Origin of the sequence: Imhoffiella purpurea (genome assembly GCF_000585215.1) — a bacterium.
GTDB lineage: Bacteria > Pseudomonadota > Gammaproteobacteria > Chromatiales > Chromatiaceae > Imhoffiella > Imhoffiella purpurea.
Genome location: NZ_AONC01000077.1, coordinates 12323 through 30292, shown reverse-complemented (window position 1 = coordinate 30292; position 17970 = coordinate 12323). Strand labels below are relative to the sequence as shown.

Genomic DNA, 17970 nt, shown 5'->3' with positions numbered 1-17970 from the left:
TGGTAGCTGGTAGCTGGTAGCTGGTAGCTGGTAGCTGGTAGCTGGTAGCTGGTAGCTGGTAGCTGGTAGCTGGTAGCTGGTAGCTGGTAGCTAATTCAACACCGCCCGCAGCCGCATCAGAATACGGTCGGCGGCATCGGTGGCGAAATCCTCGTAGATGAGATTCTCTTCGAGCTGCTTGCCCAAGACCTCGACGTCCGGATTGTCGAAGTTGCGCACCAGATCCATGGTCTGGGGCGGAACCTTCTGCGCCCCGTCGGCGGCGACCGCATCGAAACGGACGACATAGTGCAGCTCGTAGGCCAGCGTCTTGCCGTTCACGTCCACCGCTGCGACACGCGACGAGCGCCCCTCGGAGAGGATGCGCAGACGCAGCTTGGCCTCAGCCGGATTTTCGGTCAGCCGCACCTGGCTGCCGGCGAGCAGATCCTGGATCGAGCGGCGCACCGGTGAGCCGGCGCTCGCCTGGATATAGATGGGAGTGAGCGTCTCGGGGATCTCGACCTCGCCGCGCAAACGGAATCCGCACCCCGAGACGAGCGAGGCGATCAGGGCGAGCGACAGCAGCCAAACCCCGATCCGCATCCGAGTGACGCGCCGGAGTGGAGCAGTACCGAGGCAATGGCTGAACATGCGCTGACGCTCCCTCAGGCCACGACGTTGACGAGCTTGTTGGGCACCACGATCACCTTGCGCACCGGCTTGTCGCCGACGAATTTCTGCACCGGCTCGCTGTCCAGGGCCGCCGCCTCCACGGCCGCCTTGTCGGCGTCTGCGTGCACCTTGACGCTGCCGCGCATCTTGCCGTTGATCTGGAGCACGTACTCGATGCTGTCCTGCTTGAGCGCCTCCTCGTCGACCTTGGGCCAATCGGCGCTGAGGATGTCCTCGCCGAAGCCCAGCTCGCGCCAGAGATGGTGCGTGACGTGCGGGGCGATGGGTCCGAGCAGACGCAGGACGATCCCGACCCCCTCGCGGATCAGCGCGGCGCGCGCCGGAGACGCCTCCAGACGGTAGAGGACGTTGACCATGGTCATGCAGCCCGAGACGACCGTGTTGAACTGCTGGCGCTCGTAGTCGTAGAGCGCCTTCTTGAGCGCGGTATGGATCTCGCGGCGCGCCTCCTGGGCCGGCTCGTCGAGATCGGCCGGAGCGCCGGCGGCACGGATGGCCTCGGCCTCGCCGACGGCGAGCGACCAGAGACGCCGGATGAAGCGGAAGGCGCCCTCGACGCCCTCGTCGTTCCATTCGAGCGACTGGTCGGGCGGCGAGGTGAACATGGTGTAGAGCCGCACCGTGTCGGCGCCGTAGCGCTCGGTCAGCACCTGGGGATCCACGCCGTTGTTCTTGGACTTGGACATCTTCTCGATGCCGCCGAAGATCACGGGCTGACCGTCCGACGCGAGCCTGGCGCCGACCACCTTGCCCTTGTCGTCGCGCTCGACCTCGACGTCGGCCGGGTTGAACCACTCCTTGCGCCCGTCGGCACCCTCGCGGTACCAGGTCTCGGCGATCACCATGCCCTGGGTCAGCAGGTTGGCGAAGGGCTCGTCGCAGTCGACCAGGCCCTCGTCGCGCATCAGCTTGTGGAAGAAGCGCGCATAGAGCAGATGCAGCACGGCGTGTTCGATGCCGCCGACATACTGGTCGACCGGCAGCCAGTATCTGGCGCGCTCGTCGAGCATGGCGGTCTCGCAGTCGGCCGAGCAGTAGCGGGCGTAGTACCAACTCGACTCGAAGAAGGTATCGAAGGTGTCGGTCTCTCGGGTTTCGCCGTTGCCGATGTCGGAGAAGTACGGCATCTGCTTGAGCGGCGAACCGGATCCGTCGACCACCACGTCCTCGGGCAGACGCACCGGAAGCTCGGTCTCGGGACGGGCATCGCCGTTGGCGGTGCGCACCACCGGGATGGGACAACCCCAGTAACGCTGGCGCGAGACGCCCCAGTCGCGCAGACGGAAGTTGACCGTCTTGCCGCCCTTGCCGTGCTCGGAGAGCCAGTCGGCGATGGCGTCGAAGGCATCGGCCGAGGTCAGACCGTCGAAGGCGCCCGAATCGAAGAGCACGCCCTTCTCGGTGTAGGCGCCCTCCTCGATCCCGCAGGGGCTGCCGTCGGCCGAGCGGATGACCGCCTTCTTGGGGATGCCGTAGCGCTCGGCGAACTCCCAGTCGCGCTGGTCGTGCGCCGGCACCGCCATGACGGCGCCCGTGCCGTAGCCCATGAGTACGAAGTTGGCGGCATAGATGGGCACCGGCTCCCCGCTGATGGGATGGACGGCGTCGATCCCGAGCGGGAAGCCCCTCTTCTCCATGGTCTCGATCTCGGCCTCCGAAGTACCGCCCTGGCGGCATTCATCGATGAAGGCGGCGAGCTCGGGGCTGGTCTCGGCGGCGCGGTGGGCCAGCGGATGCTCGGCGGCGACGGCGACATAGGTGACGCCCATCAGGGTATCGGGACGGGTCGTATAGATGCCGAGCGTCTCGCCCGAGCCCTGGATGCCGAAGTCCATGGCCACGCCCTCGGAGCGCCCGATCCAGTTGCGCTGCATGGTGCGCACCCGCTCGGGCCAGCCCTCCAGCCCGTCGAGCGCGTCCAGCAGTTCCTGGGCATAGTCGGTGATGCGCACGAACCACTGCTCGATCTCGCGCTTCTCGACCGGGGCGCCCGAGCGCCAGCCCTTGCCGTCGATGACCTGCTCGTTGGCCAGGACAGTCTGGTCGACCGGATCCCAGTTGACCGTCGCCGTAGAGCGGTAGGCCAGGCCCTTCTCGATCAGGCGGGTGAAGAGCCACTGCTCCCAGCGGTAGTAGTCGGCGTCGCAGGTGGCCAGCTCGCGCTCCCAGTCGTAGCCGAAGCCGAGCTGGTTGAGCTGGCCCTTCATGTAGGCGATGTTCGACTTGGTCCACTGCGAGGGCGGAATGCCGTGCTGGATGGCCGCGTTCTCGGCCGGCAAACCGAAGGCGTCCCACCCCATGGGCTGGAGCACGTTCTTGCCGAGCATCCGCTGATAGCGCGCGATCACGTCGCCGATGGTGTAGTTGCGCACGTGCCCCATATGAAGCTTCCCCGATGGATAGGGGAACATGGAGAGACAATAGTACTTCTCGCGAGCGGGGTCTTCGACCGCCTTGAAGGACTTGTTTTCTTCCCAATAGCGCTGGGCCGCCGCTTCGATGGAGCGCGGATCGTAATCGGTCTGCATGGAATTCCGGTCTTGTGACAACGAGGGTTGAATTCGATCCTATCAAGGATAACGCAGAGGCCCCGGGTGCGGCGACCGCGAAGCACGCCCCCGCCCCCTCTCGACGACCGAATTGTGCCGAGACCGAGCAGGGCTTTTGCTATCCTAGCCTCGACGGCCGCAGTGCGGTCGATTCTCCACTGGAGCATCCGGAGGTAGCACATGACCCAGGATCACAAGAACGAAACGGTCGACACACTGGTGCAGGCTTACGAGCGGATGCTCAAGCAGACGCACGAGACCATCGAAAAGACCCAGGAAGAGTCGGCACCCAAGTTCCGCGAGATCCTCGAAACGGTTCGCGACAACATGGTCGAACTCGGCGAGCTGAGCCGCGAGGAGGCCCAGAAAGTCTCCGAGTACATCCGCCGCGACATCGAGGACGCCGCCAACTACATCGCCGAGACCGGCCAGGACGTCCGCGACTGGTGGCGCTTCGACCTGGAACTGGTCGAGAAGCGGATGATGGATATGTTCAAGATGGTCGCCGATCAGACCAGCCTGCAGCTGGCGCGCTGGGCCGAGTCCGCGCGCCAGATGAGCCTCTACCAGGCCGGCGAGATCACGGGTCCGGGCACGCTGGTCTGCGACCGCTGCGGCGCCGAGACCCATTTCGTCAAGGCCGGACGCATCCCGCCCTGCGCCGATTGCGGAGGCACCGTCTTCCGGCGTCAAACCGACTCGAACGACAAGGACGACGACAAGACCACGAACTGACCCCCGTGTCGGCCGGATCGGCTGGAAATCCGGCCGATCCGCGCTTATAGTTCGCATTCGTGTCATGTTCCGCGGGAGAGACCGGCTCACGAAGCCGGCGCCGAAGGCGCAACACCGCCCGGAATCGCTCAGGCAAAGGGACCGCGGAAATAACGACCGACTCTGGAGAGCGGTGACGGCATCATCGGCCGCCACCCACCGACGGGGCAGCAGCTCGGCGCTTGCGGGACCGGCTGCAAACTCTCAGGTCTAGGACAGAGGGGCGATGTCGGGGTCAGCGTACCTCGGCCTCGTGTTGTCGTTGCCGCCCAGCGAGGCGGTGCGATCCCTGACCAGGTCCACTTGGAGAGTCGAATGGGACGACAGACCCCACTATTTTCAGAGCACGAGCGTCTCGGCGCCCGCATCGTTCCCTTCGGCGGCTGGGACATGCCCCTGCACTACGGCTCCCAGATCGAAGAACATCATGCCGTGCGCCGTGCCGCCGGCATGTTCGACGTCTCGCACATGCGCCCGGTCGACATCGAGGGCGAGGATGCGCAGACCTTCCTGAGACGGCTGCTCGCCAACGACGTCGCCAAGCTCCAGTCGCCCGGCAAGGCGCTCTACAGCTGCATGCTGAACCCGGCCGGCGGCGTCGTCGACGACCTCATCGTCTACGCCCGCGGCCCGAACCGCTATCGGCTGGTCGTCAATGCCGCCACCGCGGACAATGACATCGCCTGGATGCGCGAGCACGCCCGGGACGCAGCGCTCGAGATCCGCCCGCGCGACGACCTGGCGATGATCGCCATCCAGGGCCCGGAGGCCCGCTCCCGTACCGAACCGCTGCTCCCGGAGGCCATGCGCGCCGAGGCGATGCGGCTCGAGCCATTCTTCGCCGCCGACGACGAACGCTGGTTCGTCGGCCGCACCGGGTACACGGGCGAGGATGGATTCGAGATCATGCTGCCGGCCGAGGAGGCCGCGGACCTGTGGAGCGCACTGGCCGAGGCCGGCATCCGCCCCTGCGGGCTCGGCGCGCGCGATACGCTACGCCTGGAGGCCGGGATGAACCTCTACGGCCAGGACATGGACGACGAGATCGGCCCGCTCGAATCCGGATTGGGATGGACCCTCGCCTGGGCACCCGAGGAGCGGGATTTCATCGGGCGCGAGGCGCTGTCCAAGGTGCGTCAGGATCCGAATCGCCGGGTGTTCGTCGGACTGCTGCTCACCGGACGCGGCGTCATCCGCAGCCACCAGAAGGTGCTGGCCGAGGGGCGCGAGGTCGGCGAGATCACCTCGGGCGGATTCTCGCCCACCCTGGAGCGCTCCATCGCCCTCGCCCGCGTCCAGCCCGGAATGGGCGAGACCTGCGAGGTCGAGATCCGCGGCAAGCCGGTCGCGGCCCGTATTCTGAAACCGCCCTTCGTTCGACACGGCCGGATCCGTATCGATCTGTAGGACCAGGCAAGGGACCGAGCTCGCGATTCGACTCGGCCCATGCCCAAACACCACAAGAGCCCGTCCGAACCACATTGGAGAACAACATGAGCGACGTGCCAAACGATCTCAAATACAGCAAGACCCACGAATGGGTGAAGGACAACGGCGACGGCACCCTGACCGTCGGCATCACGGACCATGCCCAGGAGGCGCTCGGCGACATCGTCTTCGTCGAGGCGCCCGAGGTCGGCCGCAAGGTGGGCGCCGGGGAGGCCACCGCCGTGGTCGAGTCGGTGAAGGCCGCCTCCGACATCTACAGCCCGCTGGCGGGCGAGATCGTCGAGGCCAACGCCATCCTGACCGACACCCCGGACGCCATCAACACCAGCCCCTACGAGGACGGCTGGATCTTCCGTTTCGCCCCCAGCGACATGTCCGCCCTGGACGCGCTGCTGAACGCCGCCGCCTACGAGCAGGTCGTCGAGGAAGAGGACTGACCGAGCCGCACGCCGCCGCGCACCTTTCTAGACGGGTCCGCCCGGCGGACCCTGGAATCTCTTTATGCCTTTCGTACCCCATACCCACGAAGACATCTCCGCCATGCTGGAGAGGATCGGCGCCGATTCGATCGCCGACCTCTTCGACGAGATCCCGGCCGAGCTGCAGGTCGGCGAGCTGACGGACATCCCGGCGGGCCTGTCCGAGATGGAGATCGCGGCGCTGATGCAGGCGCGCGCGCGCGCCGACGGCCAGCCGCTGTGCTTCATCGGTGCCGGCGCCTACGACCATCACATTCCGGCGGCCGTGTGGCAGATCGCCACGCGCGGCGAGTTCTACAGCGCCTACACCCCTTATCAGGCCGAGGCCAGCCAGGGGACCCTACAGCTGCTCTACGAATTCCAGTCGATGATGAGCTCGCTCACCGGGCTGGACGTCTCCAACGCCTCGCTCTACGACGGCGCCTCCGCGCTCGCCGAGGCGGTGCTCATGGCAGTGCGGGCCAACCGCAAGAACAAATCGAACCGCATCCTGATCCCCAGCGCACTGCATCCGGCCTATCGGCGCACGGTACGGGCGATCGTCGAGCCCCAGGGGATCGAGCTGGTCGAGATCCGGTTCGACAGTCGAGGAGGCCATACGCCCCTCGAACAGGTCGAGGCCGCGGCTGGAGACGAGGAATTCGCGGCACTCGTCATCGGTCAGCCCAATTTCTTCGGCGTCCTCGAGGACGTGGACGCGCTGACCGATTGGACCCACGCCCGCAACGCACTGGTCATCGGCGTGGTCAACCCGATCGCCCTGGCCTTGCTGTCGCCACCAGGCGACTGGGGCGAGCGGGGCGCCGACATGGCCTGCGGCGAGGCCCAGCCGCTCGGTATGCCGCTCTCGTCCGGCGGACCCTATGCCGGTTTTCTCTGCTGCAAAAAGGAGCACATGCGCCAGCTGCCCGGCCGCATCGTCGGACGCACGATCGATCTGGACGGCAAACCCGGCTTCACGCTCACGCTGCAGGCTCGCGAGCAGCACATCCGCCGCGCCAAGGCGACCTCCAACATCTGCACCAACCAGGGTCTGCTGGTGACGGCGGCGACCATTCACATGTCGCTGCTCGGGGCCGAGGGGCTGGAGCGGGTCGCGGCCCATTGTCATGCCAACACGGCGCGACTGGTCGAGATGCTGACGGCGATCCCAGGCGTCGAGCCTCTGTTCGAGGGTCCGGTCTTCCACGAGCGCGTGCTGCGTCTGCCGATGCCGGCCGCCGATCTCCTGCGTTCGCTGGCCGAGCGGAACGTGCTCGGGGGATTCGACCTGAGCGCGGATTATCCCGAACTCGGCTCGGCCATCCTGACCTGCGCGACCGAGATCCGAACCCAAGACGAGATGCGGGAGTATGCCGACAAGCTGGCCAGCATCGCCGAAACCCTGAGCCAGGCGGCCTGACCGCCGCCGGGAGCTGGAGGCTGACAGCTGTTCCGGTTGACGAGCGACCCGGCCCGGCTATGCTGATCGGCCTCGCAAAGGCTGTCGGCGACACCGGCCGAAGACAGCGAGAGCTTTGTTTCGACCTATCCGGCACCACAATGTTGTGGCCGGGCGACACAGGGCGCACGACGAACGCCCGAATATCCATGCATGCCTCGTTCGGATCAATCGTCATCCAACTCGGAGATTTCCCATGGCACAGACCGCACTTCAAGGTAATCCTGTCGCGCTCAGCGGCGACCTGCCCGCCGTCGGCAGCCCCGCGCCCGACTTCAAGCTGGTCGACAAAGACCTGGCCGACAAGTCGCTGGCCGACTTCGCGGGCAAGAAGAAACTGCTGAACATCGTGCCCAGTCTCGACACCCCGGTGTGCGCCACCTCGACCAAGAAATTCAACGAAGCCATGGCCGCCAAGACCGATGCCGTCGCACTGGTCGTCTCGGCCGACCTGCCCTTCGCCATGGGCCGTTTCTGCGGCGCCGAGGGCGTCGACAACGTGATCGGTCTCTCCATGATGCGCTCGCGCAACTTCGCCAAGGACTACGGCGTGCTGATCGAGGACGGCCCGCTGGCCGGCATCACCGCCCGCGCCGTGGTGGTTCTGGATGCCGACGACAAGGTCGTCTACACCCAGCTGGTGCCCGAGATCACCCAGGAGCCCGACTACGAGGCCGCGCTGGCCGCACTCTGACGCCATCCCGATCGGGCAGGTTGCACCCAGGTCCTGCCCGACGCCACTTCATCCCTCATCGACCCCCGAACCGCCATGCTGATTCACGAACAATCCCGGCCGGGCCGCAGGGCCGGCGCCCAGGCACCGCTCACCAAACCCGAGATCCAGGACATCCCAGCCGGACTGCGTCGGCGCTCCCGCCCCGCCCTGCCCGAGGTCTCGGAGATGCAGGCGGTTCGTCACTACACCCGGCTGTCGCAGCGGAATTTCTCGATCGACACCCATTTCTACCCGCTCGGCTCCTGCACCATGAAGTACAACCCGAGGGCCTGTAACAGTCTGGCCATGCTGCCCGGCTTCCTCGGCCGCCATCCGCTGGCGCCCGACACCCACGGTCAGGGCGTCCTGGCCTGTCTCCACGACCTGCAGGAGATCCTCAAGTCGGTCACCGGGATGCATGCAGTGTCGCTGGCGCCCTCGGCCGGGGCCCAGGGCGAATTCGCCGGCGTCGCCATGATCCGTGCCTATCACAGATCGCGCGGCGATCATGCCCGCACCGAGATCCTGGTCCCGGACGCGGCCCACGGCACCAACCCTGCCTCGGCGGTCATGTGCGGATTCAAGGTGCGCGAGATCCCGACCGGCGACGACGGCGATGTCGATCTGGCTGCGCTCGAGGCCGCCGTCGGCCCCCAGACCGCCGGCATCATGCTCACCAATCCGAGCACGGTCGGCGTCTTCGACCGGAATATCCAGGCCATCGCCCGCACCGTGCACACCGCCGGCGGGCTCCTCTATTACGACGGCGCCAACCTCAACGCCATCCTCGGCAAGGTCCGACCCGGCGACATGGGCTTCGACGTCATCCACATGAACCTGCACAAGACCTTCTCCACCCCGCACGGCGGCGGCGGACCGGGCGCGGGTCCCGTGGGCGTCTCGCCCCGGCTGGAGCCCTTCCTGCCGGTCCCGCTGGTCGCCCGCGACGGCGACGCCTACCGCTGGTTGACCGAATCCGAGCGCCCGGACAGCATCGGCCGTCTCAACGCCTTCGGCGGCAACATGGGTATCCTGCTGCGCGCCTATGTCTACGCCCGCATGCTCGGCCGCGAAGGCATGGGCCGGGTCGCCGAGTTCGCCACGCTGAACGCCAACTATCTGATGGCGCGTCTGAAGGAGGCCGGATTCGAGGCCGCCTATCCGCAACGCCGCGCCAGCCACGAATTCATCGTCACCCTCAAGCCCGAGTCGCGCCAGTTCGGCGTCAACGCCATGGACTTCGCCAAGCGTCTCCTGGACTACGGCTATCATGCCCCGACCACCTATTTCCCGCTCCTGGTCCCCGAGTGTCTGCTGATCGAGCCGACCGAAACCGAAAGCAAGGAGGATCTCGACGGATTCGTCGAGGCCATGATCGCCATTCGCCGCGAGGCCCGGGAGAATCCCGAACTGGTGAAGGGAGCGCCTCATACCATGCCGGTGCGCCGTCTCGACGACGTTCGCGCGGCCCGTCACCTGGACCTGGCCTGGCGTCCCGGCGCAAGCGAGGACGTGAATGGCTAACCAGAACGCCAGGGGATGGCGTCGCATCCTCTATGCATTCGGCTATTCGATGAAGGGATTCAAGGCCTGCTTCGAGCTGGAAGAGGCCTTCAGACAGGAGGTCTTCTTACTCATTCCGCTGTTGCCGCTGGGGCTCTGGCTCGGCGAGACCCCAGTCGAGCGGGCCATCCTGGTGGGCAGTCTGCTGATGGTGCCCATCGTGGAGCTGCTGAACTCGGCGATCGAGGCCAATGTCGACCGCGTCGGACTGGAGCGCCACGAACTCTCTGGCCGAGCCAAGGACATCGCCTCCGCCGCTGTCTTCAGCAGCATTGCCTTCTGCATGCTCATGTGGGGCCTCATCCTGGTCCCCAAGTGGATATGACCCGTTCGAGCACCGACCGCTGACCCGATAACGACAAGACAAAGGTAGAGGACCATGGGCGGACATTTCGTGGAGCAGGATTTCCTGCCACTCCGAATCGCCGTGCTGACCGTCTCGGACAGCCGGAGCGAGGACCAGGACACCTCGGGCAGACTGCTCGAGGAGAAGGCCGAGGCGGCCGGCCATCAGGTCGTCGCCAAGGAGATCGTTCCGGACGACGTCTACAGGCTGCGTGCGGTCGTCTCGCGCTGGATCGCCGATCCCGAGGTGGACGTCATCCTGAGCACGGGCGGGACCGGCGTCACCGGACGCGACAGCACACCGGAGGCGCTGCAGCCGCTGCTGGACAAGCTGGTCGAGGGCTTCGGCGAGCTCTTCCGCCAGATCTCCTTCCAGGAGATCGGCGCCTCCACGCTCCAGTCGCGCGCCTTCGCCGGACTGGCCAACGGCACCTTCCTCTTCTGCCTGCCCGGCTCGACCGGCGCCTGCCGCACCGCCTGGGACCGGATCCTGCTGCCTCAGCTCGACGTCCGCACCCGCCCCTGCAATTTCGCCCAGCTGATTCCTCGGCTGTGCGAGCACTGAGACGACCGACATGACCAAGCCCAACGCGTGCGGCACCGGTTCCGGAACCAGCCGCCCACTCACCAAGGACGAGGCCATCGCCTTTCTGGCCTCGCGGGTCGAACCCATCGCCGAGACCGAAACGCTCCCGACCGAGGCGGCATTGGGACGCGTGCTCGCGACCCCGGTGGTCAGCGGTATCCAGGTCCCTGCCTGGGACAACAGCGCCATGGACGGCTACGCCATCCGGCACGCCGATCTCGCCGAGCACGGCGGCCGGCTGCCGGTCGTCCAGCGCATCCCGGCCGGAAGCGCGGGCGACCCGCTCGCGCCAGGCACCGCCGCGCGCATCTTCACCGGGGCGCCGGTCCCCGAGGGCACCGACACGGTCGTGGTCCAGGAGGCCTGCGAGCGCGATGGCGACCATGTCCTCATCCCGACCGACATCAAGGCGGGGGGCAACATCCGCCGCGCCGGAGAGGACATCGAGACCGGGGCCGAGGTGATCGCCGCCGGAACCCGATTGGCTCCCCAGCATCTGGGACTGGCCGCCTCGGTCGGCGTGGCCGAGCTCCAGGTCTATCGGCGCCTGCGGGTCGCCGTACTGGCCAGCGGCGACGAACTGGTGATGCCCGGCAGCCCGCTGGGCCCGGGGCAGATCTACAACTCCAACCGCTTTGCACTCATGGGACTGCTCCGGTCCATGGGCTGCGAGGTCGTGGATCTCGGAATCGTCGCCGACACGCTCGAGGCGACCAAGGATGCCCTGAGCCGCGGTGCCGCGACGGCGGATCTCATCGTCGCCAGCGGCGGCGTCTCGGTCGGGGAGGAGGATCACATCCGGCCCGCCGTCGAGGCGCTCGGCACACTGGAGCTGTGGAACATCGCCATCCGGCCGGGCAAGCCGGTCGTCTTCGGCCGCGTGAAGGGTATCCCCTTCTTCGGCAGCCCCGGCAATCCGGTCTCGCTGTTCGTCACCTTCTGTCTCTTCGGCCGCCCCATCCTGCGCCGCCTGCAGGGGCTGACCGGCGAGCACGCGCCGCGTGCGCTCAAGATCCGCGCCGGATTCGACTGGCCCAAGCCGGACAAGCGCACCGAGTTCCATCGTGCCCGAATCGAGACGGGCGCCGACGGCGAACCCGAGCTGGCGGTCTACCCCACCCGCTCGTCCGCGGTGCTATCATCGGTCGCCTGGGCGGATGGATTCATCGAGATCCCGCCCGGACATACCATCGCGCGCGGCGATCTGGTGGACTTCCTGCCTTTCTCCGAACTGCTCCACTGACCTAGCCGATCGAGGTCCCCCTCACCATGCTGCGCATCCTCTATTTCGCCAGTCTGCGCGAACGTCTGCAGAGCGAGGGTGAATCGCTCCCACGTCCCGCGTCGGTTTCCACCATGGAGGATCTGCGCGGCCATCTCCGCGATCGCGGCGGTATCTGGGCCGAGGCGTTCGCCCCGGACGAACCCCTGCTCTACGCGGTCAATCAGGAGCTCGTCCGTCCCGAGACGGAAGTGGGCGATGGCGACGAGGTCGCCTTCTTCCCGCCGGTCACGGGCGGCTGAGATGGCCCCGTCGCCATTGCCCCGCTCGTGGCGATCGGGCAGGCTATGCTAGCTTGAAATTCAGTCGGAACCGATCCGAGCCGAGAGGGTCAGGGGCATGTTGAGCGCGAAACAGGAAGTGACGGAATTGCTGCGTCGTCTTCCGGACGACTGCACGCTGGAGGACATCCAGTACCATCTCTACGTCATGGAGAAGCTGCGCAAGGGGCGTGAGGACATCGCCCTGGGACGCGGCTATCTCAACTCCGAGGCCAAGCAGCGGTTGGACCGATGGCTGGAGAGCTGATCTGGTCGCGCGCCGCCCTGGACGATTCTGAGGCGATCGCCGCCTTCATCGCCCGGGACTCCCAGGTCCAGGCCAGACGCTTCGTCGAAAGGCTGCTGGACACCTGCCAGCGGCTGCTGATCCAGCCGGCGCTCGGATCCCTGCCCCCGGAGTCGCGACTCGAGGGAACCATGGAATACGGTCTCTACAGCTTCCGCATTCTCTGCGAACGCCAGGGGAACGATCTTCACCTGCTCGCCATCGTTCCATTCCAGTCCTGGAACAGCGTCATCCCCGCCGGACTCGCACCCTAGCATCCCCGCGGCGCAACCTCATCAGGATCTTCGGCCCGAACGCGCTTGTCCAACCGACATCGGCCAGATCGAGACAGCACACATCCAGGCGGGACCCCTTCCATGCCGACGCACATGCAACCAACGCTCGCGCGATCAGTGACGCTTCTGGGCATCCTGATCGGTCTCGCAGGCTGCACGGCCGCCCCGCCGATCGTGGAACGAACCTGGCCGAACGGGTACGACGCCTATCTCCTCCACGGCAGCACGGTCACCGAGGAGGTTGCGTACGAAACGGTCCCCTATGGGACCTATGCGGATGACTGGCCCAGAGTGACCACGCACCTTTATTTGGGCTACGGGCCGATGTTTCTGTACGACGCCCCGTTCTTCTACTATCCCTCGCCCTGGTACTACTCTTCGCCCTGGCACTACCCGAGGTATCGCTATTATCGGGCGAAGCGCCACCGGCCACCGCCCTACTACCGCGACCACCGCAGGGAAGACAGGCCCGCCAGGCCGCCCGATCGACGCCCCCGTCAGCGCGACCGAGGTCATGGAGACCGGGACCGCGACCGACAGGCCCGCCCGCCACCCAATCAACAGCCGAGAAGGCCGATCCCGGACCGTCGCCCCGCGCCCCGAAGCAGAGGAGACGGCCAGGGGATACGCCCGCCCGAACCCACGCGCCCAAGCATCAATCGCCGAGCCGGTCCCTCGAACGACGCCCGGCGCGATCGGCGCGGCAACAGGATCCCCGCGCGTCCAAGCCCGACCCGGCCGGGGCGCCGCATCGACCGAGGCAGCGCCGGCGATCAGCGATAACCGATCCGAATAGCCCAGATCGAGGATCCGGGAAGGATCTCGCGATGAACGCGATCCCCTTCCCGGACCGGATCAGGCCGTGGAGGTCCGGATCCAATCCACCCGCTTGCGCATCACCCCGTAATAGACCACCGGTATGACGACCAGGGTCAGCAGGGTCGAAACGAAGAGACCGAACAGCAGCGAGACCGCCAGACCGGAGAAGATGGGGTCGTCGAGGATGAAGACGGCCCCGGCCATGGCGGCGACCGCGGTCAGGGCGATCGGCTTGGCGCGCACCACGGCCGAGCTGATCACGGCCTCCTCGAACGCCTTGCCCTCGCGCACCTGCTGATTGATGAAGTCGACCAGCAGGATGGAGTTGCGCACGATGATGCCGGCCAGCGCGATCATGCCGATCATGGAGGTCGCGGTGAACTGGGCGCCCAGGATGGCGTGACCGGGCAGGATGCCGATCAGGGTCAGAGGAATGGGCGCCATGATCACCAGCGGCACCAGATAGCTGCGGAACTGGGCGACCACCAGCAGATAGATGAGGATCAGCCCCACCCCGTAGGCGATGCCCATGTCGCGGAAGGTCTCGTAGGTGATCTGCCACTCGCCGTCCCACTTGAGGCTGTACTCGTAGGGATTGGTCGGCGCCTGGCGATACCACTGCTCGAGCCCCATGTCCTGGCTCAGGGTGGAGGCGATCTCGAACAGACCGTAGAGCGGACTGTCGGTCCGGCCCGCCATGTCGCCGGTGACATAGACCACCGGCAGCAGATCCTTGTGATGGATGCTGTGCTCGCGCGATCCGTCCACCACCGCGAGGATCTCCGAGAGCGGAACCAGCTGTCCGGACGAGGAGCGCACCCGCAGGGCCATGACCTGCTCCAGGTCCGCCTTGTCGGCCTCGCTGTAGACGACCCGGATCGGCACCGCGTACTTGACGTTGGCCCCGTGCAGATAGCTCATGTCCTCGCCATCCAGCACCGTCGCCAGCGCCGCCGCGATACTCGACTGCTCGACCCCGAGACGCGCCGCCTTGGCCCGATCCACCACCAGGGTCAGCTTGCGCGAGGGGAATTCGACCGAATCGTCGACATCCACGATGTCGGGCGTCGACTCGAAGACCCCGCGCACCTCCTTGGCGACCCGGATCTGGCCTGCGTAGTTCAGGCCATAGACCTCGGCGACCAGGGGCGAGAGCACCGGCGGACCGGGCGGGATCTCGACGATCTTGGCATTGCCGTCGAGACGTCTGGCGATCTCCTGCAGCGGGGCGCGCAGCTCGGCGGCGATGGTGTGGCTCTTCTTGTCGCGATGGTGATGATCGGTCAGGTTGACCTGGAGATCGCCCAGATTGGCGCCCTCGCGCAGATAGTACTGGCGCACCAGACCGTTGAAGTTGATCGGCGCCGAGGTCCCCGCGTAGATCTGATAGTCGGTGACCTCGGGAACGGTGGAGAGATAGTCGCCCATCTCGGCCAGCACGCGCGCCGTCTGCTCCAGACTGGTTCCCTCCGGCATGTCGAGCACGACCTGGAACTCGCTCTTGTTGTCGAAGGGCAGCATCTTGAGCACCACGATGCGGTCGACCGCGAGCCAGATGGAACCGGCGATCAGCATCAGCACGCTGGCGAGCAGCAGCCAGCGGTTGAGGATGCCCCGGCGCCCGGCGAGAAAGGGCCTTATGAGCCTGGAGAAGACCCGGTCCATCCAGCCCGGTCCCTTGTCCGCGTGCGCGGTCGAATCGGCATGCGCATGCGAGACGCGCCCCAGCATGAAGTTGGTCATCCAGGGCGTGAAGACGAAGGCGACCATGAGCGAGATGAGCATACCCATGGAGGCGTTGATGGGGATGGGGCTCATGTAGGGCCCCATGAGACCGCTGACGAAGGCCATGGGCAGCAGGGCGGCGATGACGGTGAAGGTCGCCAGAATCGTCGGACCGCCGACTTCGTCGACCGCGCGCGGCATCAGCTCGAGCAGCCGCCCCTTGCCCATCGCCATGTGCCTGTGGATGTTCTCCACCACCACGATGGCGTCGTCGACCAGGATGCCGATCGAAAAGATGAGCGCGAACAGCGACACCCGGTTGAGGGTGAAGCCATAGGCCCAGGAGGCGAAGAGGGTCATCGCCAGGGTGACGACGACCGCGGCACCGACGATGATCGCCTCGCGCCAGCCGATGGCGAAGAGCACCAGCAGCACCACGGAGGCGGTCGCGAAGGTCAGCTTGCTGATGAGCTTCTTGGCCTTGGCGTCCGCGGTCGCGCCATAGTTGCGGGTCACGGTCACCTGGACGTCGTCGGGGATGAAGATGCCCTTCAGCTGATCGAAGCGATCGATCACGTCCTGGGCGACGTCGACCGCGTTGACGCCGGCCTGCTTGGCCACCGCGATGGTAACGGCCGGGGTGGAGCCGATCAGGTCGACGCCGGACTCGGCCGCGCTCGGACCGGCCCCCATGCGCGCATAGGTCTCGGGCTGCTCGGGACCGCGCTCGATGGTGGCGACGTCGCGCAGGAAGACGGGGCGTCCGCCGTGAAGCCCCACCACCAGATCGCCGATCTGCTCGGGACTGGTGAGGAAGGTCCCTGCCTGGACCAGAATTTCCTGATTGTTCGCGGTCACCGCGAGATCGTCGCGGATGATGTTTCCGGCTTGCAGCGAGCGGCGCAGATCCGCCAGGTCGATGCCATAGCCGGCCAGCGTCTCGGGTTGCAGCAGCACCCTGACCACCTGTTCGGGGACACCCAGGGTATAGACGTCGCGCGTCCCGGGGACGCGCTTGAGTTCCTGCTCGATGGCATGCGCGACCTGTCCCAGCTCGAAGGCACCGGTCTGCGCGTTCTTGGACCAGAGGGTCGCGGTCAGGATGGGGACGTCGTCGATGCCCTTGGGCTTGACGATGGGGGTGCCGGCGCCGAGGTTGGCGGGCAGCCAGTCCTCATTGGACAGCACCTTGCTGAACAGACGCACCACGGCATCGGTGTTGTCCTCGCCGACCTCGTACTGGAGGGTGATCACCGCCATGCCGGGCTGGGAGACCGAATAGACGTGCTCGATGCCCGGGATCTCGGAGAGCACCTGCTCGGCCGGCCCGGCGACCAGGTTCTCGATCTCGGTGGCGGAGGCACCGGGAAAGGGGACGAAGACGTCGGCGAAGGTGACGTCGATCTGGGGCTCCTCCTCGCGCGGCGTCACCATCACCGCGAAGAGCCCCAGCAGCAGTCCGACGAGAGCCAGCAGGGGGGTGATTTCGGTGGCCTGGAAGCGGCTGGCGATCCGGCCGGCAATGCCGAGTCGCTCAGTCATGACCGCCCTCCCCCACTTCCTCCATGCGTGCCAGCACCTGCTCCTTGAGCGTCACGCCGGCCGCGATCGGATCGAGCGCCACGCGCTCGCCGGCAGTCAGGCCGGACAGGATCGCATAGGCATCCGGCAGGGTCCTGCCCAGACGCACCTGGCGGAAGCTGACACGCCCCTCGGTGCCGACGACATAGACGCCCGTGACCTCGGAACGATGGACGACGGCCCGGCGCGGCACGGTCAGCTCGGACTTGTCGCCGACGATGAAACCGGTCTTGACGAACATGCCGGGAAAGAGCGCGCGCAGCTTGTCGCCCGGCTGAGTGGGCAGCTCGATGCGTACCTTGAAGGTGTTGGAGCCCAGATCGGCATAGGGGAAGACGGTGATGTTCCCGGTCTCGATGACCCCGTCCCCAGGCAGATAGACCCGGACGCGCGCGCCGGGGACGCCCTCCGAGTCTCGCTGCCGGATCGCCGGGATGATGCTTTGTGGAACATCGACCTTGACCCGCAGTTCGTCGAGCGAGATCCCGCTCATGACCGGCGATCCCGGGCTGGCGATCTCGCCCAATTCCACGTGCCTATGGGTGACGATGCCCGAATAGGGCGCGCGGATCTCGGTGTAGGCCAGTTGCTCCTGCGCCTGCTCCAGACGCGCCGTCGCGGACTCGAAGGCGGCCTGGGCGCTGGCCAGATCGGCGGTCGCCTTGTCCATCGCGGAATCGGAGACGTTCTTCTTGCGATAGAGACCGGAGACGCGCTCGTGCTCGTCCTTGGCCTGCTGCAGCCGTGCCGTGGCCGATTTCAGATCGGCGGCCGCCTGACTGACGCGCGCCCGATGCTCGGTGTCCTTGAGACGCGCGATCAGGGCATTCTTCTCCACGAAATCGTCGACGTCGTAGTAGATCTCCTGCACCTGCCCCTGCGTCTGCGCCGAGACCGTGGTGCGGTTGACCGCCTCGACGATCCCGTCGAGCCGGTACTCGCGGGGCAAGGTGTGATAGGCGGCGACGGCGGTTTCCAGAGAGGCCGCGGCCGCCCCCTGGAGACCCAGGGTCAGCAGTGCGACCAGGGCCGCGAGGAATTTGATCGAAGGCATAAGGTGAAATCCTTGAATATTAGATTTCTCTAAATTAGATATGCCTAATATTGTACGTAATCGAGCCCCTTCAAGGTCAAGGAGAGTTCGC

16 protein-coding genes and 1 riboswitch are annotated in these 17970 nt (G+C 66.4%); of the genes, 12 read left to right on the top strand and 4 right to left on the bottom strand.

The window, feature by feature from the left end; genetic code table 11:
- Nucleotides 1-90 precede the first annotated feature (90 nt).
- Together D779_RS19640 and leuS are read right to left on the bottom strand one after the other, a co-directional pair.
- Nucleotides 91-633, bottom strand: coding sequence for an LPS-assembly lipoprotein LptE (locus D779_RS19640; protein WP_081763616.1), 543 nt, complete (start codon nucleotides 631-633; stop codon nucleotides 91-93).
- A gap of 14 nt (nucleotides 634-647) precedes the next feature.
- Nucleotides 648-3203, bottom strand: coding sequence for a leucine--tRNA ligase (gene leuS / locus D779_RS19635; protein WP_043757699.1), 2556 nt, complete (start codon nucleotides 3201-3203; stop codon nucleotides 648-650).
- A gap of 201 nt (nucleotides 3204-3404) precedes the next feature.
- Between leuS and D779_RS19630 the strand changes: the two genes are divergently transcribed.
- The 12 genes from D779_RS19630 (at nucleotide 3405) to D779_RS19575 (ending at nucleotide 12679) form a co-directional block, all read left to right on the top strand.
- Nucleotides 3405-3959, top strand: coding sequence for a zinc ribbon-containing protein (locus D779_RS19630; RefSeq protein ID WP_043757697.1), 555 nt, complete (start codon nucleotides 3405-3407; stop codon nucleotides 3957-3959).
- A 62-nt stretch (nucleotides 3960-4021) separates the two neighbouring features.
- Nucleotides 4022-4113, top strand: a riboswitch (glycine riboswitch).
- Between the two features lie 200 nt (nucleotides 4114-4313).
- The gene (gene gcvT, locus D779_RS19625) at nucleotides 4314-5405 is read left to right on the top strand and encodes a glycine cleavage system aminomethyltransferase GcvT (RefSeq protein ID WP_043757694.1); all 1092 of its coding nucleotides are present in this window, start codon (nucleotides 4314-4316) and stop codon (nucleotides 5403-5405) included.
- Between the two features lie 86 nt (nucleotides 5406-5491).
- A complete protein-coding gene (gene gcvH, locus D779_RS19620; protein ID WP_043757691.1) occupies nucleotides 5492-5884 on the top strand; it encodes a glycine cleavage system protein GcvH in 393 nt (130 codons plus the stop codon).
- Nucleotides 5885-5948: 64 nt separating this feature from the next.
- Entirely contained in the window at nucleotides 5949-7328 is a 1380-nt protein-coding gene (gene gcvPA, locus D779_RS19615) for an aminomethyl-transferring glycine dehydrogenase subunit GcvPA (protein WP_043757688.1), read from the top strand.
- 235 nt (nucleotides 7329-7563) lie between these two features.
- Nucleotides 7564-8061 (top strand): thiol peroxidase, encoded by a 498-nt coding sequence (gene tpx / locus D779_RS19610; RefSeq protein ID WP_043757685.1) that lies wholly within the window; start codon nucleotides 7564-7566, stop codon nucleotides 8059-8061.
- 75 nt (nucleotides 8062-8136) lie between these two features.
- Nucleotides 8137-9606: an aminomethyl-transferring glycine dehydrogenase subunit GcvPB gene (gene gcvPB, locus D779_RS19605; RefSeq protein ID WP_043757683.1), complete on the top strand. Its 1470-nt coding sequence runs from the start codon at nucleotides 8137-8139 to the stop codon at nucleotides 9604-9606.
- On the top strand, nucleotides 9599-9970 hold the full coding sequence (locus D779_RS19600; RefSeq protein WP_043757681.1) for a diacylglycerol kinase: 372 nt from the start codon (nucleotides 9599-9601) through the stop codon (nucleotides 9968-9970). Before gcvPB ends, D779_RS19600 begins: the two co-directional genes overlap by 8 nt.
- 54 nt (nucleotides 9971-10024) lie before the next feature.
- Nucleotides 10025-10555: a molybdenum cofactor biosynthesis protein B gene (gene moaB / locus D779_RS19595; RefSeq protein ID WP_043757679.1), complete on the top strand. Its 531-nt coding sequence runs from the start codon at nucleotides 10025-10027 to the stop codon at nucleotides 10553-10555.
- 10 nt (nucleotides 10556-10565) lie between these two features.
- Nucleotides 10566-11819 carry a molybdopterin molybdotransferase MoeA gene (locus D779_RS19590; RefSeq protein ID WP_043757676.1) on the top strand — a complete coding sequence of 418 codons (1254 nt, stop codon included), beginning with the start codon at nucleotides 10566-10568 and terminating at the stop codon, nucleotides 11817-11819.
- A 26-nt stretch (nucleotides 11820-11845) separates the two neighbouring features.
- Nucleotides 11846-12100 (top strand): molybdopterin converting factor subunit 1, encoded by a 255-nt coding sequence (gene moaD, locus D779_RS19585; protein WP_043757672.1) that lies wholly within the window; start codon nucleotides 11846-11848, stop codon nucleotides 12098-12100.
- A gap of 97 nt (nucleotides 12101-12197) precedes the next feature.
- On the top strand, nucleotides 12198-12386 hold the full coding sequence (locus D779_RS19580) for a hypothetical protein (RefSeq protein ID WP_007039806.1): 189 nt from the start codon (nucleotides 12198-12200) through the stop codon (nucleotides 12384-12386).
- Nucleotides 12371-12679: a type II toxin-antitoxin system RelE/ParE family toxin gene (locus D779_RS19575; RefSeq protein WP_043757669.1), complete on the top strand. Its 309-nt coding sequence runs from the start codon at nucleotides 12371-12373 to the stop codon at nucleotides 12677-12679. The genes D779_RS19580 and D779_RS19575 overlap by 16 nt, the downstream gene beginning before the upstream one ends.
- 876 nt (nucleotides 12680-13555) lie before the next feature.
- Here D779_RS19575 and D779_RS19570 read toward each other — a convergent pair.
- Nucleotides 13556-16786, bottom strand: coding sequence for an efflux RND transporter permease subunit (locus D779_RS19570; protein WP_043757666.1), 3231 nt, complete (start codon nucleotides 16784-16786; stop codon nucleotides 13556-13558).
- A complete protein-coding gene (locus tag D779_RS19565) occupies nucleotides 16779-17879 on the bottom strand; it encodes an efflux RND transporter periplasmic adaptor subunit (protein WP_043757664.1) in 1101 nt (366 codons plus the stop codon). The genes D779_RS19570 and D779_RS19565 overlap by 8 nt, the downstream gene beginning before the upstream one ends.
- Nucleotides 17880-17970: the final 91 nt, after the last annotated feature.

What these genes read in the sequence shown, in the direction of transcription:
- D779_RS19575 (WP_043757669.1), top strand. Translation starts at nt 12,371, where the DNA reads ATGGCTGGAGAGCTGATCTGGTCGCGCGCCGCCCTGGACGATTCTGAG.
- leuS (WP_043757699.1), bottom strand. Translation starts at nt 3,203, where the DNA reads ATGCAGACCGATTACGATCCGCGCTCCATCGAAGCGGCGGCCCAGCGC.
- gcvT (WP_043757694.1), top strand. Translation starts at nt 4,314, where the DNA reads ATGGGACGACAGACCCCACTATTTTCAGAGCACGAGCGTCTCGGCGCC.
- D779_RS19565 (WP_043757664.1), bottom strand. Translation starts at nt 17,879, where the DNA reads ATGCCTTCGATCAAATTCCTCGCGGCCCTGGTCGCACTGCTGACCCTG.
- D779_RS19630 (WP_043757697.1), top strand. Translation starts at nt 3,405, where the DNA reads ATGACCCAGGATCACAAGAACGAAACGGTCGACACACTGGTGCAGGCT.
- gcvPA (WP_043757688.1), top strand. Translation starts at nt 5,949, where the DNA reads ATGCCTTTCGTACCCCATACCCACGAAGACATCTCCGCCATGCTGGAG.
- D779_RS19590 (WP_043757676.1), top strand. Translation starts at nt 10,566, where the DNA reads ATGACCAAGCCCAACGCGTGCGGCACCGGTTCCGGAACCAGCCGCCCA.
- D779_RS19580 (WP_007039806.1), top strand. Translation starts at nt 12,198, where the DNA reads ATGTTGAGCGCGAAACAGGAAGTGACGGAATTGCTGCGTCGTCTTCCG.
- D779_RS19640 (WP_081763616.1), bottom strand. Translation starts at nt 633, where the DNA reads ATGTTCAGCCATTGCCTCGGTACTGCTCCACTCCGGCGCGTCACTCGG.
- D779_RS19570 (WP_043757666.1), bottom strand. Translation starts at nt 16,786, where the DNA reads ATGACTGAGCGACTCGGCATTGCCGGCCGGATCGCCAGCCGCTTCCAG.
- tpx (WP_043757685.1), top strand. Translation starts at nt 7,564, where the DNA reads ATGGCACAGACCGCACTTCAAGGTAATCCTGTCGCGCTCAGCGGCGAC.
- moaB (WP_043757679.1), top strand. Translation starts at nt 10,025, where the DNA reads ATGGGCGGACATTTCGTGGAGCAGGATTTCCTGCCACTCCGAATCGCC.
- gcvPB (WP_043757683.1), top strand. Translation starts at nt 8,137, where the DNA reads ATGCTGATTCACGAACAATCCCGGCCGGGCCGCAGGGCCGGCGCCCAG.
- gcvH (WP_043757691.1), top strand. Translation starts at nt 5,492, where the DNA reads ATGAGCGACGTGCCAAACGATCTCAAATACAGCAAGACCCACGAATGG.
- D779_RS19600 (WP_043757681.1), top strand. Translation starts at nt 9,599, where the DNA reads ATGGCTAACCAGAACGCCAGGGGATGGCGTCGCATCCTCTATGCATTC.
- moaD (WP_043757672.1), top strand. Translation starts at nt 11,846, where the DNA reads ATGCTGCGCATCCTCTATTTCGCCAGTCTGCGCGAACGTCTGCAGAGC.